The 13,983-nt window shown below is 63.8% G+C and carries 17 protein-coding genes; 5 read left to right on the top strand and 12 right to left on the bottom strand.

The features are described from left to right. Positions 1-55: 55 nt before the first annotated feature. Positions 56-565 (bottom strand): hypothetical protein, encoded by a 510-nt coding sequence (locus ACLQ3C_RS00745; RefSeq protein WP_425702531.1) that lies wholly within the window; start codon positions 563-565, stop codon positions 56-58. Further along, positions 562-1,227, bottom strand: coding sequence for a hypothetical protein (locus ACLQ3C_RS00740; RefSeq protein WP_425702529.1), 666 nt, complete (start codon positions 1,225-1,227; stop codon positions 562-564). Before ACLQ3C_RS00740 ends, ACLQ3C_RS00745 begins: the two co-directional genes overlap by 4 nt. 291 nt (positions 1,228-1,518) lie before the next feature. Here ACLQ3C_RS00740 and ACLQ3C_RS00735 point away from each other — a divergent pair, with 291 nt between their 5' ends. The 3 genes from ACLQ3C_RS00735 to ACLQ3C_RS00725 all read left to right on the top strand — a co-directional run bounded on the left by ACLQ3C_RS00735 (position 1,519) and on the right by ACLQ3C_RS00725 (position 2,818). Further along, the gene (locus tag ACLQ3C_RS00735; RefSeq protein ID WP_425702528.1) at positions 1,519-2,010 is read left to right on the top strand and encodes a hypothetical protein; all 492 of its coding nucleotides are present in this window, start codon (positions 1,519-1,521) and stop codon (positions 2,008-2,010) included. Then, positions 2,003-2,368, top strand: coding sequence for a helix-turn-helix domain-containing protein (locus tag ACLQ3C_RS00730; RefSeq protein ID WP_425702527.1), 366 nt, complete (start codon positions 2,003-2,005; stop codon positions 2,366-2,368). The genes ACLQ3C_RS00735 and ACLQ3C_RS00730 overlap by 8 nt, the downstream gene beginning before the upstream one ends. Positions 2,369-2,602: 234 nt before the next feature. Further along, positions 2,603-2,818: an AAA family ATPase gene (locus ACLQ3C_RS00725; RefSeq protein WP_425702921.1), complete on the top strand. Its 216-nt coding sequence runs from the start codon at positions 2,603-2,605 to the stop codon at positions 2,816-2,818. Positions 2,819-2,894: 76 nt separating this feature from the next. Here ACLQ3C_RS00725 and ACLQ3C_RS00720 read toward each other — a convergent pair whose 3' ends face one another. The 10 genes from ACLQ3C_RS00720 to ACLQ3C_RS00675 form a co-directional block, all read right to left on the bottom strand. Continuing rightward, complete coding sequence (locus ACLQ3C_RS00720) at positions 2,895-3,278, bottom strand: type II toxin-antitoxin system VapC family toxin (protein ID WP_425702919.1); 384 nt, start codon at positions 3,276-3,278, stop codon at positions 2,895-2,897. An 11-nt stretch (positions 3,279-3,289) separates the two neighbouring features. Continuing rightward, positions 3,290-3,526 carry a FitA-like ribbon-helix-helix domain-containing protein gene (locus ACLQ3C_RS00715; RefSeq protein WP_425702525.1) on the bottom strand — a complete coding sequence of 79 codons (237 nt, stop codon included), beginning with the start codon at positions 3,524-3,526 and terminating at the stop codon, positions 3,290-3,292. A 466-nt stretch (positions 3,527-3,992) separates the two neighbouring features. Further along, entirely contained in the window at positions 3,993-4,202 is a 210-nt protein-coding gene (locus tag ACLQ3C_RS00710; protein ID WP_425702524.1) for an antitoxin MazE-like protein, read from the bottom strand. A gap of 111 nt (positions 4,203-4,313) precedes the next feature. Then, entirely contained in the window at positions 4,314-4,628 is a 315-nt protein-coding gene (locus tag ACLQ3C_RS00705; protein WP_425702523.1) for a type II toxin-antitoxin system PemK/MazF family toxin, read from the bottom strand. Continuing rightward, positions 4,618-4,851, bottom strand: coding sequence for a hypothetical protein (locus ACLQ3C_RS00700; protein WP_425702522.1), 234 nt, complete (start codon positions 4,849-4,851; stop codon positions 4,618-4,620). The genes ACLQ3C_RS00705 and ACLQ3C_RS00700 overlap by 11 nt, the downstream gene beginning before the upstream one ends. A gap of 84 nt (positions 4,852-4,935) precedes the next feature. After that, positions 4,936-5,610: an LGFP repeat-containing protein gene (locus tag ACLQ3C_RS00695; RefSeq protein WP_425702521.1), complete on the bottom strand. Its 675-nt coding sequence runs from the start codon at positions 5,608-5,610 to the stop codon at positions 4,936-4,938. A 100-nt stretch (positions 5,611-5,710) separates the two neighbouring features. Then, positions 5,711-6,145 (bottom strand): type II toxin-antitoxin system VapC family toxin, encoded by a 435-nt coding sequence (locus ACLQ3C_RS00690; protein WP_425702520.1) that lies wholly within the window; start codon positions 6,143-6,145, stop codon positions 5,711-5,713. Next, positions 6,142-6,381, bottom strand: coding sequence for a type II toxin-antitoxin system Phd/YefM family antitoxin (locus ACLQ3C_RS00685; protein ID WP_425702518.1), 240 nt, complete (start codon positions 6,379-6,381; stop codon positions 6,142-6,144). Before ACLQ3C_RS00685 ends, ACLQ3C_RS00690 begins: the two co-directional genes overlap by 4 nt. Positions 6,382-6,488: 107 nt before the next feature. Beyond that, positions 6,489-7,052: a dihydrofolate reductase family protein gene (locus tag ACLQ3C_RS00680; RefSeq protein WP_425702517.1), complete on the bottom strand. Its 564-nt coding sequence runs from the start codon at positions 7,050-7,052 to the stop codon at positions 6,489-6,491. A gap of 231 nt (positions 7,053-7,283) precedes the next feature. After that, the gene (locus tag ACLQ3C_RS00675) at positions 7,284-8,630 is read right to left on the bottom strand and encodes a family 1 glycosylhydrolase (RefSeq protein ID WP_425702515.1); all 1,347 of its coding nucleotides are present in this window, start codon (positions 8,628-8,630) and stop codon (positions 7,284-7,286) included. Between the two features lie 216 nt (positions 8,631-8,846). Here ACLQ3C_RS00675 and ACLQ3C_RS00670 point away from each other — a divergent pair, with 216 nt between their 5' ends. Further along, positions 8,847-10,991, top strand: coding sequence for a catalase (locus ACLQ3C_RS00670; RefSeq protein ID WP_425702513.1), 2,145 nt, complete (start codon positions 8,847-8,849; stop codon positions 10,989-10,991). Positions 10,992-11,142: 151 nt separating this feature from the next. Continuing rightward, positions 11,143-13,956 (top strand): aconitate hydratase, encoded by a 2,814-nt coding sequence (locus ACLQ3C_RS00665; RefSeq protein WP_425702511.1) that lies wholly within the window; start codon positions 11,143-11,145, stop codon positions 13,954-13,956. Positions 13,957-13,983: the final 27 nt, after the last annotated feature.

Here is a 13,983-nt window from a genome sequence, read left to right as displayed (position 1 = left end):
GTCGTAAACCATGATGTCTAGCCGAATGATTCGCGGTGTAAGGAATACTCGTCGGCTAATCGACGGTCGTGGCGACCACGAGAACGTTGTATCGGATGTCGTGCTCCGCGGGTATGTTCCCGGCGGGTGCGTAGAGCGCCGGTCCGTCGTAGTGAACGCTGAACCAGCCAGGGTGTCGCGCAGGAGTGAGTTTGCGGTGCTGAATGATGTGACCGTCGCGCGCGATGACACGAACGCGCCCGGGAGGTTGGGTGCGATGGTCGATCCAGAGGTAGCGGTCCCATACGAGACATCCGTGCAGAATGACTTCCCCGGGAGTGTGTTCACCGCGCAGAAGCGTGGTGAACCCGTCGCCGAGGTCGGCAACCCACTCGATGTGGTCACCGACGGTGTCGCCAGGGCGCACAACGGCCCGAACATGTGAACACACGTCGGCGGGGACCGGTTGACCGTCGAGGACGCCCGCAGACGCATCGGCCCAGAAGGTGGTGGGCGCGAACGCATCACCCGGTTCGGGTCGGTCCGGGAACGGTTCGAGGTCTTCGAGGAGCCAGAGCTGCGTCATGACGGCTCGTCGAGGATGAGGGCCACGAATAGGTCGTGCGAGATTCCGAGGGTGGGGATGCCGGCTTGGACGGTTCGGTACGTGACGATGCCCGCAGGACCGATGTCGTACGGAATTGCCTCGCTCACCTGCGAGGTGACGCCGGCGGCGATCCCGTCGACCCCGGACGGTGAGGCGCTGATCTCGGCGGTCGGGTTGTCGAGATCGATGCTGATCCGATCACCGACGCGGGGGACCGTGCGCCCGAAGTACGTCGCAGGAAAGGTGACAAAGATGGTTCGTCGCGCAAGCTCTCGCCGACTGCGGAAGTCGGCGACTTGTCGGGACGTCGGTTCGATGAGCACGGGGTCGGCGAGAGTGACGACAACACCGCCGGGTTCGAGAGCCCCTGCAGGGATGCACAACGGTGCGGGGAATCTCTCCACCTGCTCGACCGGGCGAAGAGTTTCGCCTGTCGTCGGATCTTCGGTCGTTCCGAGGTATATCTGTCGGACGTTCGAGACGGTCGCTGTGACGTCGACACCCGGCACGTCGCCGTGATGCCACGACAACCCGATCCCGACGGGTTGCGTTCGGGGGTCGCCGTAGGTCGGGCCCCACCGAGCGACACCGCCGTCAAAGGCCACGAGGTCGCGGTCACGATCGCGACCCGTCACTCGCACTGCCGACTCCTCGAAGGATGTGGGGTGCGCAAAGAGGGCACCGGAGATACTCGCGCCAATTGCGGGAGGTGTGCGGCAACATCCGTACTCGAAGGGCGCGAGTCGGACGACAAGCGATGGACGGGATGGGAGCGTGGTCAACACATTCACCGAGAGTTCGACGATCCGCAGCACGCCGGCCGCGGGTCCCAGTGCACCTGAAACGAATGTACGTCATCCGTCCGCGGGGATCACGCCCACCTGTTCGAGCTGTTCTGGTCGACCGTCAGCCGGCGAGTCGCTAGATCAGCCGTGCGACTGATCGTCGAGACCGAACTGTGCGACAGTCCACCAATTCATTACTTGCAAACGATATCGCTTGCAAGTAATATTGATGAGGTGCTGATCGATTGGTCGCGGGAGTTCGACACCTACCTGACCCGATTGGAGTGCTCATCAGCCGCCGGCAACTCAGCCGATCAGCTTCGGCTCGACCTACTACTTGCCGAACTGCACGTCCTTTTTGAATTAAAGTCGGCGCCCACCACGGAGTCGGCAACCCTCAAACGCGTACGTCAGTCACGGCGACACTCGGTGTGGCGTGTCGCGCATCCATTTCGCGAAGGCATAGCGGTCCGGCTCATCGTCTGGTTTCCCGACGACGACCATGCCGTTGTGGCGCTCTTCGCAGGAGACAAGGCGCGGATGGGTGACGTGTTCTACGACAGCGTCGGTCCACGCGCAGACGCCGCGATCGAGGCATGGAAGAAGCAGACAGAGAGTGAACGAGGTGACAATGAGTGAGAAGAAGCCGTCGGCATTCGTGCGTGGCAACAAGCGGCTGGAGAAGATGCTCGCCGAGCCTGACACAGCACAGCGGGTCGGGGTCATCCGCGCAGACATGGCCCAGGCCGATCGCGCTCACGCAATGGGACTTTCCGCGATCCGACGCGCCGCGCAGCTAACACAGACCGAACTCGCACAACGGATGGGTATCAAGCAAGCCGCCGTCTCCGGGCTCGAGGCTCGCGACGATCTGCTCCTGTCGACACTGGCCAACTACCTGGCGGCCGCTGGGGCCACCGATATCGCGATCACCGCCCGCCTTGGCGAGCGCATCGTCGAAGTCAGCCTTCCGACAGAATCCGAAGAAGAAGAGTGATTTACCGCCGCCGTCAAAAGTAGGTCGATGATCAATCGTTCAGTATGCCGACCGAGAATAGGGCTGAATAGACACCATTACGTCACAGTGACGTTTATATTGTGCGATTGCCAACCGGACAAAGTCAGGTTCCGCAACTACGGGAAAAGCCACATCCTCGGAGGCCAATGGGCGTTATGTCAGGCGTGCGAGGACGCGTATCAGTCGAGGGATGAGGATCGGGCGGTGGGACGCATGATGGTCGTCGCCCAAGAGTCCGGCGCTTCCTTCTACCTGATCAGCGGGCCCTCCATCGTGAGCAAGTGGGTCGGCGACAGCGAGCAAGCGATCCGACGGATCTTTCGCGCCGCGGCCAAGAAGGACAGCGCGATCATCTTCTTTGACGAGATCGACAGCATTGCCGAGCGCCGCACCGAGGAATCTCACGAAGCGTCCAGCTTCTCTGGTTGACTGCACTCGTCATAGGTGCGAGCCGATAACATACATTATGTAAAGTAAACCACTGCAGGCAGCTGCACAACGAATGTCATGGAACCCTCACCTGACACCGCAGACCTGGCGCCCTATCAATACGTCGGTCAAGCGTGACGAGTGGAGCATCCGCCAGTTCAGCGACCGCGACATAGCTCGCATCGTGTCCGGACAAATTGCTGCGCAATTCCCACACCCGCGAACCGAGCAGTTCGTACGGCCACTGCTCTATTGACAGGTCGAGCAGATCGCCGTGGGCCTGCACCGCCTGGTCGACACTGACGACTCCGGCGAGCGCTTGTCTGCGAATGATGTTTCCCGCTTCGAACATCACCAGTTGCGGTGCGAGCAAGCGAGTTCCGGACAATTGCCCGACCGCCCAGCGGCCGTCCGGACCGTCGTCGAGCAACAGCGCCACGAGCGCTGAGGAGTCGCACACAGTAGCGTTGGTCACCGTCGCTCGGCATCTCGCGCGTCGAGTATCGCGGTGGCATCGACGCGTACTCCAGTTGCGCCAACCCGCGCCCGTGCCCGCGCGATGACGTCGTCCACCTGTGGGCGTGACGCAGACTCCATCAGCATGCCGCGCAAGTACTCCTGCAACGACTTGCCGGCCCGCGCAGCCCGCCCGGCCAGCTCATCGCGCACCGCGTCCGGAACATCGCGCACTGTGATCACAACGCTCATGCAGCTATAATAGCTGCATTGCTAGCACCATGCATGCATGCTGGTTGCGATCGATTATGCAGGGGTTACCCGTAAACGACAGCGACTTGCTACCTCCTCGCCGACTCGCTGCCGAGTGCCGGTTCAACGGGCAAGTCCCAAGGACGCCATCAACGAACGTTCGACTTCAACGAGCTATTCGGACGTCAGCCGGCCAACACGCCTCAAGACGTTCGAGCGACGCACAGCGGTCAGTTTGTCGACCATCACGTCAGTGCCGCGCTCGAGGCCAGAAAGCCCGTCGCCGTCACCCGGGATACGAATCCTCAACAGCGGCGCATCGATGAGCTAGCTCGTCATCGGCGCGACGACCACCGACAGAGGCGACCACCGACAGAGTTGAATCGAAAAGGTCGTCCTCGACGATGGCCGCCGGCCGGGGCTTCGACGCGTACACACCACCCACAACGGTCCAGATCGCCCCGAATTACTCCTCATCGTCCCACGGTGCCGCGACAGCCTCGACGAAATCCTGCTCGTCACCATCGGCGTCCGTCTGAGCGACGAGAACCGACTGCTTGTGGGCTTGGGCGGCGAATTCGGGAGTACGTACGTCAGGAACCCAGACCTGTAGAGGCCGTAGTCCGCGCTCGCGCATTCGGCGTCGGTACTCGCCGACCCTGTCCCTTACCGCCATGCCTGGACGTTACATGTAACACCGATGCCCGGCTCGGATGTGCGCTCCGACGATGGATTCACTCCCGCCGCCGCCATCGCCGTCGGCTCTGCCACGCAGCGAAGTCGACACCTACCTGAGCTCGAGCACCACACGCAGCGCAGCGCCGACGCGGTGCATCTCTTCATGGGTCAGCTGGCCTGCACGTTCACCGAGCCGCTGTGGATCAACCGCGGCCACCTGTTCGGCGAGGACCCGCGTGACCCGGCCCCCGATCTCGATTTCTGGCCGGAACGTTGCCGGCCGGGCCAACGTTGATGTCGGCGCCACCAGCCAGGTCGAGAGCGGCAGCTGATCGGATTGCACGACCACCGCGTAGCGCGCGCCGGACTGTTCATGGCCACGGGCATCTTTCGGGGCGCGAAGTCGGTACACCTCACCTCGCACGTAGCGCCTCCATGTCCCGAAGGACCTGTGCGGCTTCCGCGCGATCAACCGGATCACCAACGAGCGCCTCCGCTTCTTCGCGGAGCGACTTCGCAGTCTTGTGCCGTGCGGCGTCGATGAGTGCAGCGCGCACCGCGGCTGACACCGGGGTACCGTCTTCGGTCAGAATCGACAGCGCCCGCGAGGTGTCCTCATCGGGTCGAAAAGTAATCGCGTCAGCCATAGCATGACTGTAATACAAATCGTAAGACAGGCACGCTGACATCTGGTCCCCAGAGTCTGGCGTGGTCGCCTACATCCGGCTGGTCTACCGCAGCCCGGCCGGGACGACCTTGCCGTTGACCGTCACGGTGACCGCGCCGGTTTGGGTGTTCTCGTTCACGGTGCCGTGCTCAAAGGTCACTTTTTGCACGACGCCGTCAACGGTCACGTCGCTGGTGGGAACTCCCAGCGGTCCGGCCGAGCCGTTCTTGCCGGTGAGTGACGGGGTGCCGTCGGGCGCGCGCTCGGTGTTCCACGCGTCCCGGATCTTGCCCGAGGTGATGATGTAGGCCGGAGTCCCCGGAGCGTCGTTCTTCGCGACGATCACACCACCCTGGAACTGCTGGAACACGACGCCACTCTCCCGGGTCCCGGCGTTGCGATCGCCGCTCAGCGGCTTGGCGAGAGCATCCTTCTGGGCTCGGGTCGCCGATGCGTACTTGACCGCGATCGGACCACTCAGGGTCACCACGACGTCGCGCTCCCCCGTGACCTGGACCGTCGTCGGTACAGCTGCCGCGGACGAGGCCGCAGAGGAGGTGCCCGAGCTCGCGCCTTCGCTGAGCGCTGCCGACGACTCCGACGTCGTGGTCACGCCCGACGACGCTTGCGACGGCGTCGCGTCGTGGCTCGTGGAGTCGTCACCGCAGGCAGCGGCGACGAGCATCACCGCAAACAGACCGGCCACGAATGCTGTACGACGAGAAGCGCTCCGCCTCATGTGTTCCTTACGTCCGTAGGTCCAGTCGAGTCGTGATGACCCTACGCGAATCGGAACCGACCAGCCTGTTCGGCCCTTCCACCCGGTCGTCCCCGACCCGTCACGACCCAGCAGCGTCGGGATGGGTCACCGAACGGATATCCAGATCAGGTATCCCCACGAAATCACATGGGTTGCACGTAAACAACGGAATGCCGTTTGCGATTGCACTGGCAGCGATCAATGCATCATATGCTCGCACTTTTGGTTTTCGGCCCGCCGACCGCAACGCGGCTACGACACCACCGAAAGCTCGCGCACTCTCAGCAGTGAATGCCAACGCCTCGAAATCCGCCTCTGCCTGCTGCAGGTGCTGTTGCCGGACGCTTCGCTCGTGATCGGTCCGCGCGACATGTGGGCCGACCGAAAGCTCCGCAAGGGTGATTGCACTGATCACCGACTCATCGGGTAGCTCGCCCGGATTGCCCAGTCTCCCAAGCAGAATCACGGTTGAGGTGTCCAACATCCCCCGCGTTGTGTGGACCGGTTCGTTCATGAGGTCGAATCCAACACGCTGTCGATGTCCGACCGCAGGGCGTCCGGATCGACCTGGGGTAGGTGAGCCCTCCGGCGAATCAGCTCAGCTGCGCTCACACCCTTCCGCGGCAGCGGACCGAGTTCGGCCACCGGCTCGCCATCACGCGTAACCACCACCCGCTCGCCGCGCTCGACTCTTCGCAACACCTCGCCGCCGTTGTTGCGCAACTCCCTGACACTCACGACTTCGGTCATATCAGAGTGTATCACCGGTGATACACATGGGCGTTGAACCGCATATCCCCCTTCCGGCCGCCTTCGGCGAAACTTTTCCGGACCTGTCGATCAGCAGCCTCGCATCGTCAGCGCCTGGTCTCATATCTGGTCAGGAGCACGCCATCGGGAAACGTTCTGGCCTCCAACAGGTTCAGGTTCACCCAGTTGTCCAAGGCCGTGAAGAACGGCGTCCCACCGCCCACCAGGACCGGGTGGGTGGCGATCACGTATTCGTCGATCAGCCCGGCCCGCATGGCCGCAGCGGCGAGGGTGGCGCCGCCGATGTCCATGGGACTGCCATCCCCGGCCTTGAGCCTGCTGATCTCGTCCACGGCATCGCCGGTGACCAGTCGGGCGTTCCAGTCGACCTCGCGGATGGTCGAGGAGAACACGACCTTTGGCATGTCGCGCCAGCGACGGGCGAATTCAATCTCCGCCGGCGTGACGTCCGGCTGTTGATCGGCGGTAGGCCAGTGTGAACTCATCGCCTCCCACAGCCTGCGCCCGTAGAGCGTGATGTCCGTCGCGGCCACCCGGTCGGACCACCACTGGAACAGTTCATCGCTCGGCGCGCTCCAGCCGAGATCATCACCCGGTGCGGCGGTGTAGCCATCCAGACTCACGTTCATTCCATAGATCAGTTTCCGCATTGTGTCAGCCTTCCCGAGTCGGTCGTCGAGATACAGACCCATACCGCAACGAGAATTCGTCGGTCGGAGCACTGGCTCTCCCACAATAGTTCGGCGGCCGGACGCTCGACTACGGTCTGCGCGGACTCGTGTTCGTCATCCGGACGGCAATCGCATCAACGTCGGACGGCCGCTACCACACTCCGAGGGATGATCATCGTGACCGCCGGCAACCGGCTACGGGCTCTCGTGTCACCGAACCGGTTCGATGCAACTGGACGGCACGTCGATCAGCGAACAGGTTGTCGGCGGACGCGTCGGCCGGTAATTCGCGGCATTCCCATGCCCGGCGATCAGGTCGTGGTAGGCCGCCACGGCATCGGTCAGTCGGCGGGTCAGTGCCGGATCGGTCTTGACATCCACCGTGTACAGCCCGAATCGTGGTGTGTAGCTGCCCCATTCGTAGTTGTCGGTGAGGCTCCAGTAGTTGTAGCCGATCACCGGGATACCATCCTGGTGGGCTCGCTGCAACCAATAGACCAGGTCGCGCAGGTGATCGCCGCGCCGGTAACCATCCGGACGCGGCTTGCCGTTCTCGGTGGGCATACCCGATTCGACGACGTAGAGCGGCTTGCCCGGATAGTGCCGGGCGTAGAAGCGCAACGAGTAGTAGAGACCGTCGGCGTTGATGGGCGCCTTCCACATGTCGCCGGTCAATGCGTTCCACGCCGACGTCTCGGTGGGCGCGACCGTGTAGTAGTAGTCCAACCCCATGAAGTCGACCTTGTCGGCCACCCGATCATGGAATGTGGTGTCGATGACCGGTTCGGCCGCCGGGATGTAGGCCGAGTTGGAGGTGACCATCGCCCGCGGTTGACGCGCGTGGATGTAGTCATAGATCGTGCGGTGGGCGGTCACCAGCTTGTCGTAGAACATCGGGAGGTCGGCCGGCGACAGCCCGCCTGTACTGACCTCGTTGTAGCCGTACATGAGTGGCTCGTTGAACGTGATCCACATCGGGTCGGCGGGCGCATACCGGTCGACGATGTGGCGTGCGTACGTCAACCACAGATTCGTCGTATCTGCGTTGCGCCACCCGCCACGGTCGACCAGCCAGCCGGGGTAGACCCAATGGTCGAGCGTCAGCATCGGCCGCATCCCCGCCGCGCGGATGGCCGCGATGACGTTGTCGTAGAAGGCAAGTGCCTGCGGATCGAAGAACCCCGGCCGCGGCTCGACGCGCGCCCATTCGATGCCGATGCGGTAGACGTTGGTGCCGAGATCGCGGGCACGATCGATGTCCTCGCGGTAGCGGTGGAAGAAGTCGACGCTGTTGCCGACGCGGTCCTTGGTGTTCGCGGGATCGGCGGAGTAGCGGCGCCAATTGCTGTCCGGTGAGTAGCCCTCACTCTGGAAGCCCGACGACGACACACCGAACATGAAGTCGCCCGGCAGCGGAGCCACCACACTCGCCGACGCAGACGGGATGGCCGAACCGACCCCGGCACCGAGGGTCGGTAGTAGCAAGAACACGGCCAGGGCGGCGATGCCCCAGCACCACCGGATCGGCCTGGTTCGTCTCCCGTTCGTAGCAGCCATGTCTGTCAGAATCGCAGAGTCGGTTCGTGGGAGTTGCCGGTTTTGCCGGACCGGGATCGCTGCGCTCTCTGGCGCCCTCCCCCGTCGGCACGGGCATTGGCCGACTCGATTCTCGAGACACCGATTAGGGATCCCGTATTTGGGCACTCTGCACGCGATGCCCGCGGAAACGCACCGCGGTGCGCCGGTCCAGCAGAAGCGCATAGAGGAGGCCTCGTGTCCCATAAGAAGAATCCCACGATCCCGGGAACGCCCGGCTCCGGAACCCCGACCGTCGCCGAACCGACCGAACCAACCGGACCATTGCCGCCCAACGACGATCAGGCGGCACCCGAACTTCGCAGCGCCACCGGACAAGAAGTGGATGGACCGGAAGGAGTGCGCGCGCAACACGGCGCGTACCTCACCACCGCGCAAGGAGCGCGGCTGTACGACACCGACCACTCACTCAAGGCAGGCGAGCGGGGTCCAACGCTGCTCCAAGATCACCATCTGCGGGAGAAGATCACCCACTTCGATCACGAACGGATCCCAGAGCGCGTGGTGCATGCGCGCGGCGCCGGAGCCCATGGCATCTTCCGCGGCTACGGCACCGCCGACAAGATCTGCAAGTCGGCGTTCCTGGGCACGGACGTCGAGACAGCGGTGTTTGTCCGGTTCTCACAGGTTGTCGGCTCCCGTGGTTCAGCGGAGACGGTCCGCGACACCCGCGGGTTCGCGACCAAGTTCTACACCTCCGAAGGCACCTTCGATCTCGTCGGGAACAACATTCCGGTCTTCTTCATCCAGGACGGCATCAAATTCCCCGACCTCATCCACGCCGTCAAACCGCGTCCCGACCGGGAGATCCCGCAGGCGCAAAGTGCCCACGACACCTTCTGGGACTTCGTCTCGCTGCACGCCGAGGCGACCGCGCACACCATCTGGCACATCTCCGATCGCGGAATTCCGCGGTCGTACCGAATGATGGAAGGTTTCGGAATCCACACTTTCCGGCTGGTCGGCGCCGACGGCGACACCAGCCTGGTGAAGTTCCACTGGAAGCCGCGCCTGGGTGTGCATTCGCTGTTGTGGGAAGAAGCCCAGTTGGCCAACGGATTCGACCCGGACTTTCTCCGGCGCGATCTGGCCGACGCGATCGAGGCCGGCGCATACCCAGAGTGGGAGCTCGGCGTCCAGGTGTTGCCCGATAGCCCTGAGCAGATGTTCGAGGGCATCGACCTCCTCGACCCCACCAAGATCGTGCCAGAAGAGCTTGCGCCAGTTCAGCCGATCGGGCTGATGACCCTCAACGCGAACCCGACCAACTACTTCGCCGAGACCGAACAAGTCGCCTTCCATCCCGGGCATCTGGTGCCCGGCATCGACGTCACCGACGATCCGCTGCTGCAGGCTCGACTCTTCTCCTACCTCGACACCCAGATCAGTCGACTGGGCGGCCCGAACTTCGCGCAGGTGCCGATCAACCGGCCCCATGCCGCGCTCAACGACATGTTCCGTGACGGCATGCACCAGAGCGGCGTACACACGGGAGTTGCTCCGTACCAACCGAATTCACTCGACGGCGGTTGTCCGTTCATGGCGGCGGCCGAGACGGGAGCCTATATCGAGGTGCCCACCGAACTGCCGGCATCAGCCAAGACCCGCAATGCCGCGGCCACCTTTGACGACCATTTCTCGCAGGCCCGGTTGTTCTACCTCAGCCTCTCCCCTGTCGAGCGCAGCCATGTCGCCGACGCGTACACCTTCGAGTTGGGCAAGTGCTACGAGCAGGCCATCAAGGAACGCACCTTGCAAGTGCTCGCCAACATCGACTCGGATCTGTGTGCGAAGGTGGCCGAAGGTCTCGGCCTGGCCGCCCCGGAGCGGACCGTCGAAATCGACGAAGACCAGACACCGAGTCCGGCGCTCGCGCAGGTCGGTGCGCAATGGCCGGTAGACGGTCGCCAGATCGGCATCCTGGCCGACGACGCCGACGACCTGGCCGAGGTGAGTGAACTGGTGACAAAGATCGATGGCGCCGGCATGGTGCCACTGGTCATCGCGCCACACGGCGGGCAGTTGGGCTCGGGCAAGGCGGTGGTGCCGATATCCCGAACGTTCGCCACCATGCGGTCGATCGAATACGACGCCATCATCCTTGCCTCCGCACCGACCGATCAGACCGTACAGACGCTGCTGGCCGAGACATACCGGCACTGCAAGGCAATCGGTGTCCTGCCCCGGGGCGCCGCCCTGCTGCCGAATGCGGGCATCGCTGCCGACGCGCCAGGCGTCGTGACCTCACAGCAGGCGACCGACCTGCTCGAGGCGATGACGCCGCTGCTCGAGTCACATCGCGTATGGGCTCGGCAGGTCTGAGACACCGTCCGGCGGGCCACGCCGTCAGCGCCAGGCTATGACCCGGCTCACGTAGGATAGGAGGTGTTCCGGACCGACCGAGCGGCCTCCGCAGCCCGCAGCCTTGCAGCCCCTTGGAGACCGCGTACCCCACGCGGAAGGTGGATTGACCATGTCGTCCAACAGTTTCAACAGCCGGGATCAGCTCGGCGTCAACGACAAGACATACGAGATCTTCCGGCTCGACCGGATCGCGGGTTCGGCGCGACTTCCCTACAGCCTCAAGGTTCTTCTGGAGGACCTTCTCCGCAACGAGGACGGGCACCTGGTCACCGCCGCACAGATCGAGGCCTTACGGGACTGGGATCCGGCCGCCACGGCGAACCCGGAGATCCAGTACACCCCCGCCAGGGTCCTCATGCAGGACTTCACCGGGGTGCCCTGCGTCGTCGACCTGGTCGCCATGCGTGACGCGATGACCGCGCTCGGCGGCGATGCGGCCAAGATCAACCCGCAGATCCCCGCCGAACTGGTCATCGACCATTCGGTCATCGCCGACGTCTTCGGTCGGCCGGACGCCATCCAGATCAATTCGCAACTCGAATTCGACCGCAACAAGGAGCGCTACCAGTTGTTGCGCTGGGGACAGCAATCCTTCGACGACTTCCTCGTGGTACCACCCGATACCGGCATCTGCCATCAGGTGAATCTGGAATACCTTGCGCGCGTGGTCTTCACGCGCGAGCGAAACGGTACGACGCAGGCCTACCCGGACACCCTCGTCGGCACTGACTCGCACACTCCGATGGTCAACGGCCTCGGTGTGCTCGGATGGGGCGTCGGCGGAATCGAAGCGGAGGCCGCCATGTTGGGTCAGCCGATGAGTATGCTCATCCCTCAGGTCATCGGTGTCCGGCTCAGCGGCAGCCTCGGCGAAGGCACCACCGCAACCGATCTCGTCCTCACCGTGGCGGCCCTGTTGCGCGGCATCGGCGTGGTCGGAAAATTCGTCGAGTTCTTCGGGCCCGGAGTCGCCAACGTTCCACTCGCCACCCGGGCGACCATCGGCAACATGAGTCCCGAATATGGTTCTACCGCAACAATGTTCCCCATCGATGAGGTAACCCTCGACTACTTACGGCTGACCGGCCGCAACCCCGAGCACATTGAGCTGGTGGAGGCCTACGCACGCGAACAGGGGTTGTGGCACGACCCCGATCAGACCCCCGACTTCAGCCGGGTGGTCGACCTCGATCTTTCGACGGTGCAACCGTCGATCGCCGGTCCACGCCGGCCCCAGGACCGGATCGCGCTCGGTGATGCGCCCAGCACCGTTCTCGGCATTCTCGCCGGTGATCATGAGAAGCCCACCTCGAAGGCCGGTGGCGTCGACAGCGCGTCCGCGGAGTCGTTCCCGGCCAGCGATCCGATCGCGCCCGGATCCAACTCCGGCGACGACTCGCCACCGCGCCAGGTATCCGCCGAACAACTCACCGCCAACGCCAAGCTCGGCTGGCCCAGTGACCCGGCGAACGTCGTCATCGGCGGCCGCGAGGCCATCGTCGACCACGGCGATGTCGTCATCGCCGCGATCACCTCATGCACCAACACCTCGAATCCGTCGGTCATGCTCGGCGCGGGTCTGCTGGCGAAGAAAGCGGTCGAACTCGGTTTGCACACCCGTCCCTGGGTCAAGACCACCCTGGCTCCCGGCTCCCGTGTGGTCACCGACTACTTCGATCGATCCGGGCTGACGCCCTACCTCGACAAGCTCGGCTTCAACCTCGTCGGATACGGATGCACCACCTGCATCGGCAACTCCGGTCCACTCATCCCGGAGGTGAGCGCCGCGGTCAACGACAACGACCTCAACGTGTCGGCGGTCCTGTCGGGAAATCGCAACTTCGAGGGCCGCATTCATCCCGAGGTGCAGATGAACTTTCTCGCCTCTCCCCCACTGGTGATCGCCTATGCACTGGCCGGCAGTCTCCACACCGACCTGCTGACCGAACCACTCGGCAAAAGCGATGACGGCAAGGACATCTACCTGCGTGACATCTGGCCCTCCGACGAGGAGATCAAGCAGGCCGTCGACGCGAACGTCGAGGCGCAGATGTTCACCGAGAACTATTCGAATGTGTATGCCGGCGACGACAATTGGCGCGGCATGGATGTGCCCGACGGAGTGGTGTACGACTGGGATTCCACCTCCACCTACATCCGGCAGCCACCGTACTTCGAGGGCATGGACCGTGAGCCCGCACCGATTCGGGACATCAGCGGCGCCCGCGTGTTGGTCAAGCTGGGCGATTCGGTCACCACCGACCACATTTCGCCGGCCGGCGCCATCAAACGCGACAGCCCGGCCGGTCGCTATCTCGCCGACAAGGGTGTCGACGCAGCGGATTTCAACTCTTATGGTTCGCGGCGCGGCAATCACGAGGTGATGATCCGCGGCACCTTCGCCAATATTCGGCTCCGTAACGAGTTGGTGCCGGGGGTCGAGGGCGGTGTCACCAAACACTGGCCCGACGGCGGCCAGACCAGCATCTACGATGCCGCCGTGGCCTACCACGACGAGGACGTCCCGCTGATCGTCATCGCCGGCAAGGACTATGGTTCCGGCTCTTCACGGGACTGGGCGGCCAAGGGCACCAGACTCCTCGGGGCGCGGGCCGTCATCGCCGAATCGTTCGAGCGCATCCACCGGTCCAACCTCATCGGCATGGGTGTGCTGCCCCTGCAGTTCACCGAAGGTGACACCGCCGAGTCACTCGGCCTTGCCGGCGACGAGAGCTACGCCATCTCCGGTCTCGAAGCCGGTGATGCGAGCCTGCCCGACGAGGTCACCGTGACCGTCGAAAAGGACGGGAACTCACGAACATTCGGGGCAACCGTACGAATCGACACACCGGCCGAGGAACATTACTACCGCAACGACGGCATCCTGCCGTACGTGCTCCGGAATCTGTTGGCCGACAAGTGATCCGTGGCGCCGGCGGGTCGGTGCGAC

The sequence above is a fragment of the Gordonia sp. DT30 genome, from assembly GCF_049844915.1.
Taxonomy (GTDB): domain Bacteria; phylum Actinomycetota; class Actinomycetes; order Mycobacteriales; family Mycobacteriaceae; genus Gordonia.
This window is presented reverse-complemented; position numbering and strand designations above follow the sequence as displayed.

What these genes read in the sequence shown, in the direction of transcription:
- ACLQ3C_RS00715 (WP_425702525.1), bottom strand. Translation starts at nt 3,526, where the DNA reads ATGAGCGTTGTGATCACAGTGCGCGATGTTCCGGACGCGGTGCGCGAT.
- ACLQ3C_RS00675 (WP_425702515.1), bottom strand. Translation starts at nt 8,630, where the DNA reads ATGGCTGCTACGAACGGGAGACGAACCAGGCCGATCCGGTGGTGCTGG.
- ACLQ3C_RS00685 (WP_425702518.1), bottom strand. Translation starts at nt 6,381, where the DNA reads ATGACCGAAGTCGTGAGTGTCAGGGAGTTGCGCAACAACGGCGGCGAG.
- ACLQ3C_RS00725 (WP_425702921.1), top strand. Translation starts at nt 2,603, where the DNA reads ATGATGGTCGTCGCCCAAGAGTCCGGCGCTTCCTTCTACCTGATCAGC.
- ACLQ3C_RS00730 (WP_425702527.1), top strand. Translation starts at nt 2,003, where the DNA reads ATGAGTGAGAAGAAGCCGTCGGCATTCGTGCGTGGCAACAAGCGGCTG.
- ACLQ3C_RS00680 (WP_425702517.1), bottom strand. Translation starts at nt 7,052, where the DNA reads ATGCGGAAACTGATCTATGGAATGAACGTGAGTCTGGATGGCTACACC.
- ACLQ3C_RS00695 (WP_425702521.1), bottom strand. Translation starts at nt 5,610, where the DNA reads ATGAGGCGGAGCGCTTCTCGTCGTACAGCATTCGTGGCCGGTCTGTTT.
- ACLQ3C_RS00690 (WP_425702520.1), bottom strand. Translation starts at nt 6,145, where the DNA reads ATGAACGAACCGGTCCACACAACGCGGGGGATGTTGGACACCTCAACC.
- ACLQ3C_RS00665 (WP_425702511.1), top strand. Translation starts at nt 11,143, where the DNA reads ATGTCGTCCAACAGTTTCAACAGCCGGGATCAGCTCGGCGTCAACGAC.
- ACLQ3C_RS00745 (WP_425702531.1), bottom strand. Translation starts at nt 565, where the DNA reads ATGACGCAGCTCTGGCTCCTCGAAGACCTCGAACCGTTCCCGGACCGA.
- ACLQ3C_RS00710 (WP_425702524.1), bottom strand. Translation starts at nt 4,202, where the DNA reads ATGGCGGTAAGGGACAGGGTCGGCGAGTACCGACGCCGAATGCGCGAG.
- ACLQ3C_RS00700 (WP_425702522.1), bottom strand. Translation starts at nt 4,851, where the DNA reads ATGGCTGACGCGATTACTTTTCGACCCGATGAGGACACCTCGCGGGCG.